Here is an 18,173-nt window from a genome sequence, read left to right as displayed (position 1 = left end):
TGCGCACATAAATAATAACGGGGAAGGGATATGGGTAGGTTTCCAACGATAGGGATAGGCTGGCTGCTGTGCCTTGTTGTGGCGCTGTCTGGTTGCGGTGCAGATAATAGAGAGATTGGCCTTTACGTGGCTAATACTGCCGATGGCATTGATATTAAAATGCGTCGCTATCGGCCCACATCAGGCTATGAATTCAGTGATGGCACGCCGGTGGTGTTGTTCCCTGGTATTACCCTCAACAACAATCAGTTCGATGTTTATTCTCCCCCGTGGCTTAACAGCTATCACTATAAGCTGCCGCAGGATGCGCCGGAATGGGCCAAACAAGATCCAGTTATTCAAGATGATAATCTGAAGTTTTTCAGCTTGGCGCACTACCTGTATCTGCGTGGTTATGATGTCTGGATGCCTAATTACCGTGGCGTAGGGCGTGGGGATTTCGATAGTGAGCACGGCCATGGCAATAGCAACCTGGACGTGTGGTGTGCTTTGGACTTTCCTGCAGCGGTGGATAAGGTTCGCAGCGTGACTGGCAAGAAGCCGGTAATCGGTGGGCACTCCACCGGGGGTCTGTGTGGCTATCTTTACCTGCAGGGTATCACCATGGATGCAGCCGTGGTGGCCGCAGGCGACTATTTACCCCATGTGACGTCCAGCCCTGAGCTGGCTGCAGAACGTAATGCCAATGTGGCGGGCTATCTTGCCTTGGATCCTGCAGGCATACCCTATTATCCGTACAGTTGGTTACTGGATAGCCGAGCCTTTTTTCAGGCGCTGGTGCAGCCGGTATTGGTAGACCTGGACTCGGTGTTACCCTGGGTGCTGTCGTTGTTGCCGCCGGTGATCGTGTCTGGCGGTATCGATCTTACCTTTAAGCTGGTTACCGGGTTGGCTGACGCGTTCCCCAGTTACTTGCCGCAATGGGCTAATGTGTTTGGCGGGCTGGACTTTTGGCGCACCGCCAACATGAATGGCTATGTAGAAGACTTTCATGCCCGTATGGTGTTTTCCAGTTTTTATATGGGGGTGACGGCGCAATATTCCGACTGGGCGATCAATGGCGAGTTTCGCGAGCATTGGCGCAATGGAGAGGAAAACCAGGATTTGATCAACCCACCAGATCGCAGAACGGATGATGGGTACTATTACTACCAAGATCATATGTCGCGCATGACCGCACCGGCTTATTCCGTGTTTTCCGATGCATCGGGGCTGGTGGATACCGACACCATGGTTGGCATTTTATTTGAGGGAAAAACACATCATCCCCAGGATGAATGGATCGAAATTCCCAACAGTGGTCATATCGACGTAGTGAACGGCAACCAGGCACCGACCGTATCCTACCCAGCTATTGCTGATTGGCTGGACGCGCTCTGATTGGTTAAAGTCGGCTGCAAAAAAAGGCTTCCCTAAGGAAGCCTTTTTACAAATTCGGTTCGCCTTGCTCGTTTACGAGAAACTAGTTAGCGAAAAACATGTAATCGAGATATTCGTGTAGGGCTTCCAGCATTTTTTCTTCTTCTTTGCTGGTAAGGCTGAACAGTACATCCTTATTGAACGTCACTTTCATGATCTTGTCTCCTGTTCTTATCTTGCGTATGAAAACAGATCAGTCGCGCAATGTTGCGTGCTGACCTGACCCATGGTGCGACTATCCAGCGGTAGCGTCAATGCGGCGCTTTGTAACAGAATCTTTTGTTATAGCCAAAGCAAATAACGGACGTTTTAGCAGACGGAAAAGATATAAGAAGAGTATAAAAGCGTCAGGGGTGGGGGTTGATAGAACCTCTCGTTTTAAGCAGAGAGGTTCTATATTTCGAATCGGTTTAGCCTATTAAATATCCACCATCCACCGCCAGACTGGTACCGGTGGTGTAGCTGGAGGCATCCGAAGCCAGATATAAAACCGCACTCGCCATTTCGTCTGGCTGGGCCACTCGATTGAGCGGTACATGGGGCAACAGTTGGTTCAAAATTGCATCGTTTTTCACCAGGGCTTGCGCGAATTTAGTATCGGTAGCACCGGGCAGTAAGGCGTTAACTCGGATTCCAGCACCGGCACATTCTCTGGCGAAGGTTTTGGTCATGGAGATGACCGCTGCTTTGGTGATGGAATAGATACCCTGCATGGGGCCCGGGATGATGCCGTTCACTGAGGCCACGTTAATGATGGAGCCACCGCCGTTGTCGCGCATCAGTTTGCCGCCTTCCACCGACATAAAGAAGTAGCCGCGGATGTTCACATCAACGGTTTTTTGATAGGCACCCAGATCGGTATCCAATACATGGCCAAAGTATGGGTTAGCCGCAGCGTTGTTCACCAGAATGTTCAGTTTGCCGTGGCTTTCACGGATGTGATTAAAGATCCCCGCGATCTGTTCCATGTCGCCAATGTGGCAGGCATAGGCTTCTGCGCTGCCGCCATCGGCTTTGATTTCATCAGCGACACGTTGGCAGTCATCAATTTTGCGGCTGGAGATGATGACATGAGCACCATTCCCTGCCAGCAACTTGGCGATGCTCTCGCCAATGCCTCGGGATGCGCCGGTGACCAGGGCAACGCGGCCGCTCAAATCAAAAGGTTTTTTCATGTCCATGGATTGGGCCTCTTTGGGATCATTTTTTTATTAGCGATAGGTAAGTAATGATTTATCTTCACCGTACTCGAAGTGGGAAAAATCATTAAAGTAACGCAGTGTTATTTTGTCTTTATTGTACAGCAGGCTGGTGATAGAGCAGTTCATGATTGACCAGCTGAGTTCTGCAATGTGGGCATCGTTTAAATCCAGGCAGTGTCCGGTGACGACGGAAATGGGGCCGCCGGAGGAAAATACCGCAATCGACTTTGCGTTGCGGTTGTTTCTCACCTGATTTAACGCGTTAACGCAGCGTTGATTGAAATGTTGCCAGGTTTCATCGTATTCATGATCGTAATCACCACCACGCCAGCGATGCAGGGCCAGTTCAAATTCTGCCTGAAACGCTTTGTGCGGATTGGGGTGTTGGGCGAGGTATTCTGCCAAATTGAGTTTATTGCTGAACTCGGGCCGGTGTTTGAACAGAACCTCTTCGTGATCGTATTCGTTGAAACCATCAATAATCACGGGATCTAAGTCACATCCCATGGCGGTCAGGCAGCCTTCTGCGGTTTCTGCATGGCGCACCATGGAACCCGCGTAGACGGCATCGAACTGAACGCCGCGCTGTTTCAGCGCGGTGCCCAATGCGTGTGCTTGCTTGATGCCAGTGGGGCTGAGCTTGTCATAATTGTCGCTGTTAAACGACGCTTGCCCGTGGCGGATAAAGTAAATCGCAGCCATTAAAACTCGCCAGCTTCTTGCAGCAGTTCGTTACACTGTTCTTCCAACAGTTTCACCATCATGCCAAAGGCACTGAAGCGCTGATCCTTGGTTTGACCGTGATAAAAGCGATAGTAGATTTGCTGCAGAATAACCGCCAGGCGGAATACACCATAAACCCGATAGAACAGGAAATCCTCGGCGCGCAAACCGGTTTTGGCGCAGTAATGGGCGACCACTTCGTCGCGGGTCATCATGCCAGGCAGATGCGTGGGTTGACGGCGCATCATCTGGTGGGCCGGTGGATCATTGGCTTCTACCCAATAGGCCAGTGAATTGCCCAGATCCATCAACGGATCGCCCAGAGTAGCCATTTCCCAATCCAGAACTCCGATCACTTCAGTAGGATCGGTAGGGCTCAGTACCACGTTGTCCATTCGGTAATCGTTATGGATGACGCAGACCTTGATCTGATCTTTGATGTTGCTGTGCAGCCACGCCATGATCTTTTCGAAATCGGGTACATCGTCGGTTTTAGCGGCCAGGAAGCGTTTTGACCAACCTTCGATCTGGCGTACCACGTAGCCATCGCCTTTACCCAGATCCTGTAAACCGGCAGCTTCATAATCGACGCCGTGCAGTTCTACAAAACGATCCACGAAGTTTTCGCTGAGTTTGCGGGCTTGCTCGGGAGTCAGTTCGACACCCTTGGGCATGTCGGCGCGGGGAATGATGCCGACGAGACGATCCATGATATAGAACTCACAGTCCAGTGGGCTGCCTTGTTCTTCGCAAAACGAAATCATGTCCGGCACGTAGGCGTAAACCGGTTTCAGTTTGCTCATCACCTTGAATTCGCGCCCCATGTCGTGGGCTGATTTGGCTTTGGTGCCAAAAGGCGGGCGGCGCAGAATGTAATCTTTGTTTTCGAATTTTACTGAATAGGTGAGGTTGGAGGCCCCGCCGGGGAACTGTTTGATCACGGCATCGCCTTGTACGTCCGGTACTACCGACTTCACGTAATCGGTGATGATTTTCGGATCCAGTTCTTCCCCTTCCCGGACTTTCCCGGCTTGGTCTAACACTTCACTCATGTAGTCACTCCATCAAATTCTTATGATTGCGTTTATGATCGTTGGCGCATGGCTGCTAGCTTGGCGCCGTATTGCCCCATTTTATTGTTATACAGTGTTGGCATAAACCGCTTCCAGTACCAGGTGTTGCGATAGGATTTGTGGGGTAACAGCATAAACTGTTTGTTTGCCACAGCTGCGAAAACCTGATCTGCGATATCGTCGGCGGTGATGTCCGATGTAGCCAGCATCTTACTCACATGGGCCTGGGCGTGGTTATCCGGTGAGCGAGTGGATTCTGCCAGGTTGGTTTGGAAGAAGCCGGGGCACACCACGGTAATGCCGATGCCAAAAGGTGCCAGCTCGAACAGCATGGTCTCTGACAGTGCCACAACCGCAGCCTTGGTGGCGTTGTAGCTGTTCATTTCAGGAGAGTGAATCAGCCCGGCCATGGAGGCGATATTGACGATATGACCAAAACCTTGCTGCTTCATCACTTGGCTGAACAGTTTGCAACCCCGTACCACCCCCATCAAATTGATGTCGATGGCGAAGTCCCAGTCTTCCAGTGAGCTTTCGGCAATGCCGCCATGGGAAGCGATACCGGCGTTGTTGATGACCGCATCCACTTGCCCCCAGCGCTCGATAATAGCATCGCGCCAGGCTTCAATGGCGGCGGCATCCCGTACATCCACCTTCTGATAGAACGCATCACCGGTGAGGGCTTGCAGTTCTTTGAGGGTTTCCGCGCCGCGCTCATCATTGATGTCGGCAATGGCAACCCGCCAGCCTGCTGTTGCATAACGCAGGGCCATGGCTTTGCCCAGACCACTTGCTCCACCGGTAATGGCGACCACTTTTACTGCACTGTTCATGTCGTTCCTCACTTGTATTTGTTCAGTTCGATACGGGCAATCAGGCCACGATGAACTTCATCTGGGCCGTCTGCCAAGCGCAGTACCCGGGCATAGCCGTATAACAGTGCCAATGGGAAGTCATTAGATACACCACCTCCACCATGGATTTGAATGGCCGCATCGATCACTTTTGTTGCAACATTTGGTGCTACCACCTTAATGGCGGAGATTTCGGTCATCGCGCCGAACACGCCAACGGTGTCCATCAGGTAGGCGGCTTTGAGAGTTAACAGCCGTGCCATGTCGATTTCCACTCGTGAATTGGCGATGATGTCGCCATTCCCACCCAATTTGGCCAGTGGCTTGTGGAAAGCAGTCCGTTCCAGGGAGCGTTCGATCAAATGCTTGAGGCCCCGTTCGGAAGCGCCAATAAGACGCATGCAGTGGTGGATGCGGCCTGGCCCTAAGCGACCTTGCGCGATTTCGAAGCCACGACCGGGGCCCGCGATGATGTTTTCGATGGGGACGCGCACGTTGGTGAAGGATACTTCGCCATGACCTTCTGGTGCGTCGTAACGGTTGAACACCGGTAGCATGCGCTCGATTTTCACTCCGGGGGTGTCCAGTGGCACCAGTACCATGGAGTGCTGGCTATGGCGAGGGGCTTCCGGGTCGGTGACACCCATGAAGATGCCCACTTTGCAGTCAGGGTGGCCTACGCCGGAACTCCACCATTTGCGGCCATTGATGACGACTTCGTCGCCTTCCACCACACAGGTGGCTTCCATATTGGTGGCGTCGGAGGAGGCCACGCCCGGCTCAGTCATAAAAAATACCGAGCGGATGGTGCCTTCCAGCAGAGGTTCCAGCCATTGCTTTTTCTGTTGTTCGGAGCCGTACTTAAACAGCACCTCCATGTTGCCGGTGTCCGGTGCGCTGCAGTTAAAGGCCTCCGAAGCAAAGGGGCAATAGCCCATGATCTCTGCCAGCGGGGCGTATTCGCTGTTGGTGAGGCCTGCGCCGTAGTGCTCATCCGGCAGAAACAGGTTCCACAGGCCTTCCGCCTTGGCACGCTCTTTCCACTCTTCCATCAGGGCGGGAACCTGCCATTTGGTCCAGTCGCCATTGTGCTCGTCTACCTGCTCCATGTATTTCAGCTCGTTGGGGATGATGTGCTCATCCATAAAAGCTTTTACTCGGGCAATCATTTCCTGCGCTTTTGGGGAATGGGAAAAATCCATGGCGGACTCCTTTTTGTGATTTGCCCATAGAGTAGAGAAGTAGGCATAATAAGGCCAATGAATAGTAATAATGGAAAGGTATTAATTCTGTGCATATAGGTAAGGTGGATCTGAATCTGTATGTGGTGTTGGATGCGATCTATCGGGAGGAGTCCATTACCCGAGCGGCGACCAAACTCAGCCTGACTCAGCCTGCGGTAAGCCATGCGCTGGCCCGATTGCGGGAGGTATACGGCGATCAACTATTTGTGCGGGCAGGAAATCGTATGGTGCCCACGCCGCTGGTGCGTTCTATCATCCAGCCGGTGCGGGAGGCGCTGAGCCATTTGCAGACTACCCTGGCCACCCCCCAGGCATTTGATCCAGCCACCAACAGCAAGCAGTTGGTGCTGGGGATGCGGGGCGTGGTGGAATCGGTGTTGTTGCCTGAGCTGGTGGCGGAGTTGGTGGTTCAGGCGCCGTTGATGCAGTTCACCAGTGTGCGAATTCCGCGCAGGGATATGGAGGCGGAGCTGGCTGCGGGGCGGCTGGATTTGGCGTTTGATGTGCTGCTGCCGGTGGGAGCCAGTATCCGGCACGAGGTGCTGCTGGAGGACGATTTTGTGGTGGTGTCCCGCCAACGGCACCCACTTTTAGAGGGTGGGCTGGATCTGGAGAAGTATCTGCAGCTGCGGCATATTGTGGTGTCTTCCCGGCGCAGCGGCCCGGTGGTGGAGGATTTTGAGCTGGGGCGGTTGGGGTATCACCGCAATATCGGCATGCGTTGTCAGAATTATTTTGTGGCGCTCAGTACGGTGGCTCATTCCGAAATGCTGCTCACCGTGCCGGAGAACTACGCCATTCGCAATCAGCATTATCATGATCTCAAAATATGGCCGATTCCGGTCGAATTACGGCCCGTGGCCAGTTATATGTATTGGCATGTTTCGGTACAGGAGGACCCCGCCAATCTATGGCTGCGGCAACAGGTGATGAAGCTTCATGCTCGAGCCAGCTCTTAATGGTTTTATAAAGGTGTCCGTCTGTCCAGTGATACAAAATTCCCAATGAATCCGCCGTCAAGCTATGGCAGGATGCGCAAAAAATAACGAATAAAAGGGATGCATAATGAATCACTTGAAGGCCTTTTTGTTGCTGCCGCTGATCATGGGGGTGATCGCATGTAGCGGTGGTGGCACGAACTCCTCTTCGGTTGAACGAAACGCTGACAGTGGCACGGACACACCTGACGATACGGGTACCCCGGTTGATCCAGTTGATCCGGTTGATCCTGTTACGGTGCTGCTGGACGGCAATCTGTACTTCCCTGTCGCCGAGGGGGTGATTTGGCATTACAGCAATGGTGATCAGGTGACGTTCGAGACCGGGCGCACGATTCGCGCGCGCAGTATGGTTGCCATGACGCACACGTCCACCAGCATGCCCAGTGAAGAGTACTTTCAGCTAACAGATGATGAAATTCGTTACGGCGGTTTCGTTTTTCCTATCTCTATACCTTCAGTCGCCGATTATGAAGCTCGAGTCGAGTTCCATACTTTGAGGCGTCTCTACAATCATGCCACCGATGCGGGTCAAAACACGTTCCCGGCTTCCAAAGCCGATCTAATAGAATTAAGTACTGGAGAAGCGCTACCCGTGGACTATGACTGGGAGTCCCGAGTGATTGCCAAGTCCATGGTCAATGCCGGGCAGCTGGGCATGGTGCCCGCTGTCGAGATAGCGCTGGATATTGATTATGTCGTGCTGCTGGAAGGGATTGTGGTGGTGCAGCGCTTCCCTGTGATCTCTACCACTATGTGGTTTTCCCCCGGCCTGGGTATTGTAGCCCGTCAGTTCGGTGAAACGCGCATTACGCTAGACCGTGTGGAGGGCATCCAAACACCGGTGGTTTTCGAGTTTGATCAGGGCGATGGCTTGGCCCAGGCACCTAAGCAAGTATTGGTGGATGGCAATGCCGTAACGGATACCGCACCGACCATGGTTGTGGCCTATGGTACAGCGCAAACCGGTTGGCTGGATCTTGAGTTTGACGGCACCGGCAGCTGGCGGGTGTCGTTTACCGGAGCTGAGTTGCCTGCAGGTATTCATGGCGCTGTGGTGCAAATCACCCGTGATGGCAATCGGGTTGATGTCCCGGTTTCTGTACTGGTGCACTGATTCCACCGGTTAATTGCACAAAATCTTTTGCGTGATTGCCTCGCTTTGCATAGTGTATTGGGGTCGTTCTTTTTAAAGGAAACCCCAAATGCGTGTGCTGAAGTGGATTGGGTTGCTGCTGGCAGTGTTGGTATTAATACTGCTGGTTGCTGTGGTGGTATTGCGCTTTTTTATCGATCCCAACGATTTCAAAGCACAGATCAGCGCCTTGGTGGAAGATGCCAGCGGTTATCAGCTTTCCCTTGATGGGGAGCTGAGCTGGAGCTTCTATCCGGTACTGGGCTTTCAGTCCGAAGCGGTGTCTGTGGTTGCCGCGCCGGATCAATCCGCTTTTCTGAATCTGCGTAAATTGGCGGTAGGCGTGGAGCTGATGCCGTTGTTTTCTCGTCAGCTCAAGGTGCAGCAGCTTCTGCTGGAGGGGCTGGACGCGCAATTACTGGTGAATGAGCAGGGGCACCCCAACTGGCAGTTACCGACGACTTCTGAAACCAGCACGACGCCTGCCTCGTCCGATCCTCAATCTGAATCCAAGCCTGAATCATCCTCCGCCGGCAGCATGCCGGAGCTTTCCATTCCGCTGATTCGTATAGTGGATTCCAACCTGCGTTATCGTGATGCTGTCAGTGGTACGGATATCGGGGTGGTTATTGATCGCCTGGAGCTGGAAAACGTGCAGCTGGCGGAGCCCATTGTGGTGCGGTTGAAGGGCAGCCTGATGCAGGTGGATGGGCCCAGGATACAGTTGGTATTGGATACCCAGTTGTTGCCGGATCTGCAAAAGCAGGTTTATCGGATCTCGCCGTTTCAGTTACAGGCGGATATTGAAGGCTTGCTGGATGCACCGCTGGCGGTTGTGATGGATTCCGCTATTGAGCTGGATATGGCGAAGGATGTGGCGCTCATTAACCTGACTCGTGTGCAACTAGCCGATAGTGTGCTGTCGGGCGAGGTTTCTGCTGCGGCGCTTTCAACCGCACCTGCTTTCCGTGGTACCCTCAAATCCCAACCTTTGCAGTTGCCTCAGCTGTTGCAACAGTTTGCCGTGCAGTTACCCGAAACCAGTAGCAAGTCCGCGCTTAAACAGGCGTCAGTGGCGCTGTCGTTCAATGGCAATGCACAGCATCTTGCGGTGTCTGATTTGGTGCTGAAACTGGATCAAAGTACCTTAACCGGTTCTTTGGCGGTAACGGATTTCGCCAGCCAGGCGTTGGAGTTTGATGTGTTACTGGATCGCATCATTCTGGATGACTACCTGCCTCCCGCCACAGAGCCACAGCAAGCGCAGCCCACATCAACAACCCAAACCAACCAGGAGCCAGAGCAGCTGCTGCCGCTGGATCTGTTGCGCAGCCTCGATTTAGGCGGACGGTTGCGCGCCACCAGTGTGATCGTACAACAAGAGGAGATCAGGGATATAGAGCTGCGCATCCGCGCCAAGCGCGGGGTGGTGGACGTATCCACCATTCAGGCACAGTTGCTGGCGGGGCGGTTGGACGGCAAGGTTACTATTGACGCCAAAACCGATCTGCCCAAACTGGTCACCTCTCTCAAAGTGCAGGATGTCGAACTCACCAGTGTGTCCTCCCGTTTTATGCAGGATGCCCTCCTGTCGGGCAAAGCCTCTTTTGATGTCAACTCCACAGCCACCGGTAACAGCGTGGATGGGTTGCTGCAAAGTGCGCTGGGCCAGATGAATCTTCAGCTTAATGAAGGTGTGCTGCACGGTGTAAACCTTAACAGCATTGTGGTGGATGCCCTGCATGAGCAACTAGGGAACTTCGAATCGGTGGTGCCGCAATATCAAAAGTACTTGCCCAGAGAGCTGCGCAAGGATACGGATATCAGCAAGCTGTTGGCGAACGCGAAGCTGGAAAACGGCCACTTGATCATGCCCCGCTTTGAATTCTTTACCGGCGAGAGCGGCATTGATGCCAGCGGTAAGGTCGATCTGGTGAATCAGGGGTTCGACTATGATTTCGGGGTGGTGCTATCGGCCCTTGAACGCAACAAATACCTCAAAGGCACCCGCTGGCCGGTACATTGCGCCGGTGCGCTCAGTGGATCTCCAGCAGACTGGTGTCGCCCAGACACCAAGAAAATGGGGGCGATTCTGCGGGGTGCTGCTTCTAACGCACTGAAGGATAAAAGCGCGGCAGAAATTGGCGATAAGGTTGGCCTCGATGCCCAGGATCAAGAGCAGCTCGAGCTGGAGTTAAAGGAAAAGGCCAAAGAGGAAGAGGATCGCGTCAAACGCAAGCTGCAGAAGAAACTGGATAAATTGCTGAACAAAAATTAAAGATCATCGAGGCATTCCACCAGGACACCTTCGTTCATGCGGGCTTGGTATTTGTGTGTGTTGAGAACACTGAGGATGCGGGCATCCTCAATCTGCAGTTGGCGCAGGGTACGGGTCAAGGGGGAATCGGAATCCCCCAGCTCTATGCGAAACCCCAACGGCAGGTGGAAGTTGTATTTCCCCCGCGCATTAATCACGGTTCTATGCAGCCCGTGCTCGTTCTGACTATACAGGGTTAGATCAAAAGCGGGGAAGGGCATGATCTTTTTTGGCATGCCTCCGAAGCTCAGCATGGTTTTGCGGTTGTCGGAATCCCTCACTTCAAAACCAATAACCTGCCTGTTGGATACAATATCGATATTGGCCATCTGCTTGGGAAACCCCCAAATCTCCTTGCCTGCGTTATTTATCGCTGCGGTGTTGTTTACCGATTGCAGCAGTAGAAACGCCATATGACGCTGCTCGCCTTTTGCAATCAGCTCGCGCCAGCCGGAGCGCCGATAAAACCCGGTTTTGCGTAGGGATGGGAGGGTTAGGTGCACCGCACTATAGGTTCCCAGGGTGCTGTGCCTGTGCTCGAAAGCGCTTAGGGATAGCAGGGTGTGCTGGCCCATCTTGAGCGCCGGTGTCAGCCCGGAGTCCACTAACAGACTTTTGGTCAGACTGGTTTTGACCTTCAGAATAACGTGCAGACAGGAGGAATCCTTATACAGTACAGGCAGTTGAACCTTGCCCGACCGCGTTGCTTTGACATAGCTCGGCACCTGGAAAAACGGGTCGATTTGGATTTTTGACGCCGGGCTTATCATAGTCATCTGGCAATATATTGTAGGATTTGTCCGAATTGGCCGCCATTATCTCTTTGCGGCCCGCATTAACAACCCTTCATGGGGAGGGGGGTTGTCCCAGGTCAAGTGCGGGTGGCAGCCAGCCTCGTTTTTCTGTGGATCTAAACCATACTTATTGTAATGGCCCCGTCTTTAGAAATGCAGAGTACCCCGATGATGGCAACACTAAAGAAGGAGCACGGCCCCCAGTGTCGCTGTTCCGACCCCATATCCAATTCCGAAGAGTTGCGCAAACACCAGCAATCCTTCTACAAGTTCACCTCTCGCCCCCTGGGTGAGATCCTGCAGGAGCTGGGGTTGCTGAGCGCCGATCAGCTGACCCGTGCTCTGCGGGAGCAAAGCGTCAGCCACAAGCGGCTGGGTGAAATTCTGGTGGATCAGGGCGTGTTGAACCGGGATGCCGTGTTGCGAGGGTTGTGCGAACGCTTTGGGGTTCCCTATGTCAATCTGCGTCAGTTTGATGTTGATCCCAAGGCCGTGGCGGTGGTGCCGGGCCACTTTGCCCGTAAACACATGGTGATGCCGGTGTTGCTGGACAGTGATCGTTTATTGGTGGCGGTCACCGACCCTTCAGACACTGAGCTGATTAACATGCTGCGCTTTATTACCGGTAAAGTGCTGGAGTTCTGTATTGCCTCCTCGGAGGATATTGCCTACGCCATCAGCTCCTATTATGGCGGTCAGGAAATGCAGTCCGCTCTGGATGATCTGGCGGTATTCTCCTCCGATGAGCCCTTCCACCTGGATGCCGACAGCGAGGAAGTGCTTGGCACTGAGCGTCCGGTGGTGCAGTTGGTGCAAAGTGTCATTTCCGATGCCATGGCGCGTCGTGCCTCGGACATCCACATTCGCCCGCGGGAGAGCGTGGTGGAGCTTTATTTTCGAGTGGATGGTGTGATGCAGCATATTCGCTCTTTCAACAAGAAGCTGCTGCCAGCGGTGGTAAGCCGCATCAAAATCGTCGGTAATATGGACATCTCGGAACATCGCCTGCCTCAGGATGGCCGCTCCAGAATTCATTATCTGGACAAAACCGTGGATCTGCGGCTGTCTATTATTCCCATGATTCACGGCGAGAGCGTTGTGATCCGTCTGCTGGACACGCAGTTTGCCCTGAAGAGCCTTGAGGGGCTCGGTTTTGATGGTCGCGATGCGGAAGAGTTACGGCATCTGCTGACCCGCAACAATGGCATCTTCCTCGTCACCGGCCCCACCGGTTCCGGAAAGTCCACCACCCTGTATACCGCCCTGGATCATATCCGCTCTACCAACGTCAACGTCATCACGGTAGAAGACCCGGTGGAATATCATGTAGACGGCATTTCCCAGATACAGGTGAATCACGACACCGGTTACAGTTTCGCCCGAGCGTTGCGACATATTCTGCGCCACGATCCGGATGTGATTATGGTGGGCGAGATCCGTGACGAGGAAACCGCCAAGATGGCGGTGGAAAGCGCCCTTACAGGCCATCTGGTGCTGAGCACACTGCACACCAATGATGCCGCCACCACGGTAACCCGCCTGACCGAAATCGGTGTGGAACCTTATTTGGTCAACAGCTCCCTCATCGGGGTGTTGGCCCAGCGTCTGGTGCGCTGTAATTGTGTGCACTGCCTGGCAGAGGAGGCCATCGACCCCTCTGTGCGCAAACTGCTGGGGGTGGCGGAAGACGAAGTATTCTATAAAGGGCGAGGCTGCGATCTGTGTCATAACACCGGCGTAAGCGGTCGCATGGCGGTCTACGAGCTGCTGGTTATGACGCCCCTGCTGAGGGGTTTACTGTCGCAGCAGGTATCGGCAGACGCCATTGCAGAGCAAGCAGTACGGGATGGTATGACCCCGCTGACCCAAAGCGCCCTGAAAGTTGCCCGCAGCCGTAAAATTCCCTTATCCGAGGTGTATCGGGTGCGGCTCTAAACGCGCAAGGTGGAGCTCATTATCTGGGCGGGTGGCAGAGTGTTGTCGCTGGACAGATCCTCTATTACCACACCCTCGTGTAAACGGCCCTGAAAGCGATTACTGCTCAGTACCACTAAAGGCCGCCTTCCATTCAGCCCCAGCTCTCGCAGGGGGTTGATAACCGGATGATCCTGATCCCCCAAGGTCAGCTTGAAGCCGATGGGCAGGTGTACGGTGAAGCTGCTGCGAACCTCCAGTATTGCTCGAATCACCTGATTGCCACGGATGGAAAACAAATTGAAGCCCATGGCAGGAATGCTCCAGAAGCGAAATCCTTTACCGGAAAAACGCATCAGGTGAGTGCCCTTGGTCATGCAATCCACCCGGCAATCCATACGGCTTTTATCCAGGTTAAGCTCAATGTTCGAGGTGCATTTGGGGTGCCCCCAGACCTCTGCGCCCGCCACACTCATGCGCAAATTGTTCACCTGACTATTGAGCATATAAAAGCCCATGTGGCGCTGGTCCGGGCGAAAGAACAGCTCGCGCCAGGGGGATACTGGCTGAAACCCCTGCAGGCGGGAAACCGGAATCGCAAAGCTCGCGACACTATAAGGCTTCTCGCTGCATATGGAATGTTTGGCCATAACCAGGCCTACGGTAGCAAAAGGGCCTAGGGTCATGGCCGGGGCAAAGCTGGTGCCTTCAAGCAATGCTTCCACCCGCTTGCGTGGTGCGGTGAACAAAGCAATGCAATAGTCTCCTTCTTTAAACAGAACTGGCAGGTTCACAGTGCCCATCGAGGTCTGAATCGGGTGCTGTGGTACCTGAAAGAATGGATCAATCTGCATAGGCGTCCTTGGTTTTTTGAGATCTGCCACGCTGTGCTTATCACTGTATTAATGCGCCCCCCGATTATACGTATCAATGGGCATCCTATAAGAGGCTGCAGGGGTCAAGTTGGAGTCATATTGTGCCAAATTGTTACCAATTCGGCACAGATGGCCGTTAATTACAGCCTGCCAAACCCCAATTCAGCACTAACCCGACGCAGGGAGCCGGCCACCGCCGCGCTCGTGTGTCGCGCGGATTTCTCATCAATCGCCAAGTTGCAGACATTTCCTGTATTTCAACAGCCATGCAGCTTTGCTATAATTGCGCGTTTAATTTCTCCCCCTGCAACAAGGCTGACACTGCATGCTACGTATTGCTCAGGAAGCGCTCACATTTGATGATGTACTCCTTCTGCCCGGCTATTCCGAAATCCTGCCCAGGGATGTGCAGCTGAAGACCCGTCTCACTCGGGATATCTGTTTGAATATACCCCTGGTTTCTGCGGCGATGGATACCGTCACGGAATCCCGTTTAGCCATCAGCATGGCTCAGGAAGGCGGCATCGGTATTCTGCACAAGAACATGACTGCCGAGGAACAGGCTCGCCAGGTACGGGTGGTGAAGAAATACGAAAGCGGCGTAGTGCGCGATCCCATTACCGTCTCGCCGGACACCACCGTTGGCAAACTGATTGAAATTACTCAGATTAATAAAATATCCGGTGTGCCAGTGGTGCAAGGCGAACAGCTGGTTGGCATCGTAACCAGCCGTGATCTTCGTTTTGAAGACCGTTTCGATCAGCCGGTGTCGGCCATCATGACCCCTAAAGAAAAGCTGGTTACCGCGAAAGAGGGCACCAGCACCAAAGACATCAAAGGCCTGCTGCACAAGTACCGTATCGAAAAGATCCTGCTGGTGGATGACGAATTCCGCCTCAAGGGTATGGTCACCAATACCGACATCCTCAAAGCAGAAGCCTACCCGTATTCCTGTAAAGACGATCAAGGCCGCCTGCGAGTCGGTGCTGCCGTCGGTACCGGTGAAGGCACAGAGGAACGCGTGCATGCCCTGGTTGAGGCCGGTGTGGATGTGCTGGTGGTGGACACAGCCCACGGTCACTCCAAGGGCGTGATTGATCGGGTGCGTTGGGTGGTGGAAAACTATCCTGGCGTGCAGGTTATTGGCGGTAACATCGCCACGGCGGAAGCCGCTCTGGCCCTTGCTGATGCAGGCGCCCATGGCGTTAAAGTCGGTATCGGCCCAGGTTCCATTTGTACCACCCGCATTGTTGCCGGAATCGGTGTACCGCAGATTTCAGCCGTCGCCAACGTGGTCGAAGCCCTTAAAGGCCGTGAAGTGCCCGTGATTGCCGATGGTGGCGTGCGTTTCTCTGGCGATATAGCCAAGGCCATCGCCGCCGGTGCCCACGCTATCATGGTAGGTGGTTTGCTGGCAGGAACAGAGGAAGCACCCGGTGAGGTAGAGCTGTATCAAGGCCGCTACTACAAAGCGTATCGTGGCATGGGCTCCCTGGGGGCGATGGCCCAGAACCAGGGCTCCAGCGATCGTTATTTCCAGGATGCCTCTCAAGGTGTAGAAAAACTGGTGCCCGAAGGCATTGAAGGCCGTGTGCCTTACAAAGGCCCCATTTCAGCGATCGTGCTGCAATTGGTGGGTGGTGTTCGAGCCAGCATGGGCTACACCGGCTGCGCTACCATCGAAGAGATGCGCACCAAACCCACTTTTGTACGCGTTACCGGCGCAGGCATGAAAGAAAGCCATGTGCACGATGTAACCATTACCAAAGAGGCACCCAACTACCGCTCGTGATCGGGTAGGTAGCAGGTATCAGACTACAAGCAGGGCCAGCCGAACCCGCCAACGGGCGGCTGGCCTTTCAGTTTTAAACAGCCATACAACGGAATCCCAAGCACATGACCGACATTCATGCCCAGCGCATACTCATCCTGGATTTTGGTTCTCAATACACCCAGTTGATCGCCCGCCGTGTTCGTGAGATCGGTGTCTACTGCGAGTTGTGGGCATGCGATGCTGACCCGGCAGAAATCAAACGTTTTGCACCCCAGGGTGTGATCCTGTCGGGTGGCCCTGAATCGGTAGTCGGCGAAAACACGCCAAGAGCGGCTCAGGAAGTTTTCGACTTAGGGGTGCCGGTGCTGGGTATCTGCTACGGCATGCAAACCATGGCGGCCCAATTCGGCGGCAAAGTGGCCAGCTCCGATCATCGTGAGTTTGGCTATGCCGAAGTCCACATTAAAGGCTCCAACAAACTGCTGGAAGGGCTGGATGATCACGCTGGCGACAAAAAACTGGATGTGTGGATGAGCCATGGCGACAAAGTCGTCGAGTTGCCGCCCGGTTTTACCTGTATTGCCGAAACCGCAAGCGCCCCCATTGCGGCCATGGCCAACGAAAAACAAGGCCTGTATGGCGTGCAATTCCACCCGGAAGTGACCCACACCAAACAGGGTGGTGAAATTCTGAAGCGCTTTGTGCGCGAAATCTGCGGCTGCGATGCCCTGTGGACCCCCGGTAACATCATTGACGATATGATTGCCCGAGTGCGTGATCAGGTTGGCGACGATGAAATACTGCTGGGGCTGTCCGGCGGAGTGGATTCCTCGGTGGTGGCAGCTTTACTGCACAAAGCCATCGGCGACAAGCTCACCTGCGTATTTGTAGACAACGGTCTGTTGCGCCTGAAAGAGGGTGATCAGGTTATGGAAATGTTTGCCAAGCATATGGGGATTCGCGTGATCCGCGTGGATGCCGAGGATCTGTTCTTGGGCAAACTGGCAGGTAAAAGCGATCCCGAAGAGAAGCGCAAAATCATCGGTAACGCGTTCATTGACGTGTTCGATGCAGAAAGCAGCAAACTTAACGAGATCAAATGGCTGGCCCAAGGCACCATCTATCCGGATGTGATTGAATCTGCCGGTTCCAAGACCGGCAAAGCGCACGTAATCAAGTCCCACCATAATGTGGGTGGTTTGCCAGAGCACATGAAGATGCAATTGGTAGAGCCTCTGCGGGAGCTGTTTAAAGATGAAGTGCGCAAGATCGGCCTGGAGTTAGGCCTGCCTTATGACATGGTCTACCGCCACCCCTTCCCAGGCCCCGGCCTGGGGGTGCGCATCCTGGGTGAAGTGAAAAAAGAATACGCCGACATCCTGCGGGAAGCCGACCACATCTTCATCGAAGAACTGCACAAGGCTGACTGGTACCACAAAGTGAGCCAGGCTTTTGCCGTGTTTCTGCCAGTAAAATCCGTCGGTGTAACCGGCGATGGCCGCCGCTATGAATACGTGGTGGCCATCCGTGCCGTGGAAACCATCGATTTTATGACAGCTCGTTGGGCCCACCTCCCGTATGAGCTGCTGGAAAAAGTATCCGCACGCATCATTCAGGAAATCCCCGGAATTTCACGGGTGACCTATGACATCTCCTCTAAACCGCCCGCTACCATTGAGTGGGAATGACCGGCACTGGCCACCCTTACGCTGTTCCTGGCTGCATACTTAATTGCGACGGGCGTCATCGAGGTAATCGGCGGCATTGGGGGGAGCGCTGCATGTTCCACCAGTGAGGTATAATGCTCATGCAATTGCTCCATTGCTTTTCAGATGTGACTGGTAAGAGGAC

At 53.8% G+C, this 18,173-nt stretch carries 14 protein-coding genes; 7 read left to right on the top strand and 7 right to left on the bottom strand.

Translation table 11 applies throughout. The features are described from left to right. Positions 1-30: 30 nt before the first annotated feature. Positions 31-1,380 carry an alpha/beta hydrolase gene (locus tag Kalk_RS05390; protein WP_101893230.1) on the top strand — a complete coding sequence of 450 codons (1,350 nt, stop codon included), beginning with the start codon at positions 31-33 and terminating at the stop codon, positions 1,378-1,380. Between the two features lie 449 nt (positions 1,381-1,829). Here Kalk_RS05390 and Kalk_RS05385 read toward each other — a convergent pair whose 3' ends face one another. Genes Kalk_RS05385 through Kalk_RS05365 form a run of 5 tightly spaced genes read right to left on the bottom strand, consistent with a single transcriptional unit; the run spans position 1,830 to position 6,473 of the window. Continuing rightward, entirely contained in the window at positions 1,830-2,600 is a 771-nt protein-coding gene (locus Kalk_RS05385; RefSeq protein WP_233716820.1) for an SDR family oxidoreductase, read from the bottom strand. 30 nt (positions 2,601-2,630) lie between these two features. Beyond that, entirely contained in the window at positions 2,631-3,323 is a 693-nt protein-coding gene (locus tag Kalk_RS05380; protein WP_101893229.1) for a histidine phosphatase family protein, read from the bottom strand. Then, the gene (locus Kalk_RS05375; RefSeq protein ID WP_101893228.1) at positions 3,323-4,396 is read right to left on the bottom strand and encodes a phosphotransferase family protein; all 1,074 of its coding nucleotides are present in this window, start codon (positions 4,394-4,396) and stop codon (positions 3,323-3,325) included. Before Kalk_RS05375 ends, Kalk_RS05380 begins: the two co-directional genes overlap by 1 nt. A gap of 32 nt (positions 4,397-4,428) precedes the next feature. Next, positions 4,429-5,250, bottom strand: coding sequence for an SDR family oxidoreductase (locus Kalk_RS05370; protein ID WP_101893227.1), 822 nt, complete (start codon positions 5,248-5,250; stop codon positions 4,429-4,431). A gap of 8 nt (positions 5,251-5,258) precedes the next feature. After that, positions 5,259-6,473 (bottom strand): acyl-CoA dehydrogenase family protein, encoded by a 1,215-nt coding sequence (locus tag Kalk_RS05365; protein ID WP_101893226.1) that lies wholly within the window; start codon positions 6,471-6,473, stop codon positions 5,259-5,261. Between the two features lie 89 nt (positions 6,474-6,562). Between Kalk_RS05365 and Kalk_RS05360 the strand changes: the two genes are divergently transcribed. The 3 genes from Kalk_RS05360 to Kalk_RS05350 all read left to right on the top strand — a co-directional run bounded on the left by Kalk_RS05360 (position 6,563) and on the right by Kalk_RS05350 (position 10,926). Further along, positions 6,563-7,474: a LysR family transcriptional regulator gene (locus Kalk_RS05360; protein ID WP_101893225.1), complete on the top strand. Its 912-nt coding sequence runs from the start codon at positions 6,563-6,565 to the stop codon at positions 7,472-7,474. Between the two features lie 106 nt (positions 7,475-7,580). After that, a complete protein-coding gene (locus tag Kalk_RS05355; RefSeq protein ID WP_101893224.1) occupies positions 7,581-8,630 on the top strand; it encodes a hypothetical protein in 1,050 nt (349 codons plus the stop codon). Between the two features lie 88 nt (positions 8,631-8,718). Next, positions 8,719-10,926, top strand: coding sequence for an AsmA family protein (locus Kalk_RS05350; RefSeq protein WP_101893223.1), 2,208 nt, complete (start codon positions 8,719-8,721; stop codon positions 10,924-10,926). Here Kalk_RS05350 and Kalk_RS05345 read toward each other — a convergent pair. Continuing rightward, positions 10,923-11,741 (bottom strand): acetoacetate decarboxylase family protein, encoded by an 819-nt coding sequence (locus Kalk_RS05345; protein ID WP_101893222.1) that lies wholly within the window; start codon positions 11,739-11,741, stop codon positions 10,923-10,925. The genes Kalk_RS05350 and Kalk_RS05345 overlap by 4 nt on opposite strands. 186 nt (positions 11,742-11,927) lie before the next feature. Here Kalk_RS05345 and Kalk_RS05340 point away from each other — a divergent pair, with 186 nt between their 5' ends. Continuing rightward, the gene (locus tag Kalk_RS05340; RefSeq protein WP_158643319.1) at positions 11,928-13,694 is read left to right on the top strand and encodes a GspE/PulE family protein; all 1,767 of its coding nucleotides are present in this window, start codon (positions 11,928-11,930) and stop codon (positions 13,692-13,694) included. On the opposite strand, the gene Kalk_RS05335 is transcribed toward Kalk_RS05340, so the two are convergent. Continuing rightward, entirely contained in the window at positions 13,691-14,527 is an 837-nt protein-coding gene (locus tag Kalk_RS05335; protein WP_101893220.1) for an acetoacetate decarboxylase family protein, read from the bottom strand. The genes Kalk_RS05340 and Kalk_RS05335 overlap by 4 nt on opposite strands. 346 nt (positions 14,528-14,873) lie before the next feature. On the opposite strand from Kalk_RS05335, the gene guaB reads away from it, so the two are divergent. Beyond that, entirely contained in the window at positions 14,874-16,340 is a 1,467-nt protein-coding gene (gene guaB / locus Kalk_RS05330) for an IMP dehydrogenase (protein ID WP_101893219.1), read from the top strand. 104 nt (positions 16,341-16,444) lie between these two features. Next, positions 16,445-18,010: a glutamine-hydrolyzing GMP synthase gene (gene guaA / locus Kalk_RS05325; RefSeq protein WP_101893218.1), complete on the top strand. Its 1,566-nt coding sequence runs from the start codon at positions 16,445-16,447 to the stop codon at positions 18,008-18,010. Positions 18,011-18,173 lie beyond the last annotated feature (163 nt).

This window comes from Ketobacter alkanivorans (genome assembly GCF_002863865.1).
Lineage (GTDB): Bacteria > Pseudomonadota > Gammaproteobacteria > Pseudomonadales > Ketobacteraceae > Ketobacter > Ketobacter alkanivorans.
The sequence above is the reverse complement of the archived record's forward strand: the minus strand, read 5'-3'. Positions and strand labels throughout refer to the sequence as shown.

What these genes read in the sequence shown, in the direction of transcription:
- Kalk_RS05390 (WP_101893230.1), top strand. Translation starts at nt 31, where the DNA reads ATGGGTAGGTTTCCAACGATAGGGATAGGCTGGCTGCTGTGCCTTGTT.
- Kalk_RS05385 (WP_233716820.1), bottom strand. Translation starts at nt 2,600, where the DNA reads ATGGACATGAAAAAACCTTTTGATTTGAGCGGCCGCGTTGCCCTGGTC.
- Kalk_RS05380 (WP_101893229.1), bottom strand. Translation starts at nt 3,323, where the DNA reads ATGGCTGCGATTTACTTTATCCGCCACGGGCAAGCGTCGTTTAACAGC.
- Kalk_RS05375 (WP_101893228.1), bottom strand. Translation starts at nt 4,396, where the DNA reads ATGAGTGAAGTGTTAGACCAAGCCGGGAAAGTCCGGGAAGGGGAAGAA.
- Kalk_RS05370 (WP_101893227.1), bottom strand. Translation starts at nt 5,250, where the DNA reads ATGAACAGTGCAGTAAAAGTGGTCGCCATTACCGGTGGAGCAAGTGGT.
- Kalk_RS05365 (WP_101893226.1), bottom strand. Translation starts at nt 6,473, where the DNA reads ATGGATTTTTCCCATTCCCCAAAAGCGCAGGAAATGATTGCCCGAGTA.
- Kalk_RS05355 (WP_101893224.1), top strand. Translation starts at nt 7,581, where the DNA reads ATGAATCACTTGAAGGCCTTTTTGTTGCTGCCGCTGATCATGGGGGTG.
- Kalk_RS05350 (WP_101893223.1), top strand. Translation starts at nt 8,719, where the DNA reads ATGCGTGTGCTGAAGTGGATTGGGTTGCTGCTGGCAGTGTTGGTATTA.
- Kalk_RS05345 (WP_101893222.1), bottom strand. Translation starts at nt 11,741, where the DNA reads ATGACTATGATAAGCCCGGCGTCAAAAATCCAAATCGACCCGTTTTTC.
- Kalk_RS05340 (WP_158643319.1), top strand. Translation starts at nt 11,928, where the DNA reads ATGATGGCAACACTAAAGAAGGAGCACGGCCCCCAGTGTCGCTGTTCC.
- Kalk_RS05335 (WP_101893220.1), bottom strand. Translation starts at nt 14,527, where the DNA reads ATGCAGATTGATCCATTCTTTCAGGTACCACAGCACCCGATTCAGACC.
- guaB (WP_101893219.1), top strand. Translation starts at nt 14,874, where the DNA reads ATGCTACGTATTGCTCAGGAAGCGCTCACATTTGATGATGTACTCCTT.
- guaA (WP_101893218.1), top strand. Translation starts at nt 16,445, where the DNA reads ATGACCGACATTCATGCCCAGCGCATACTCATCCTGGATTTTGGTTCT.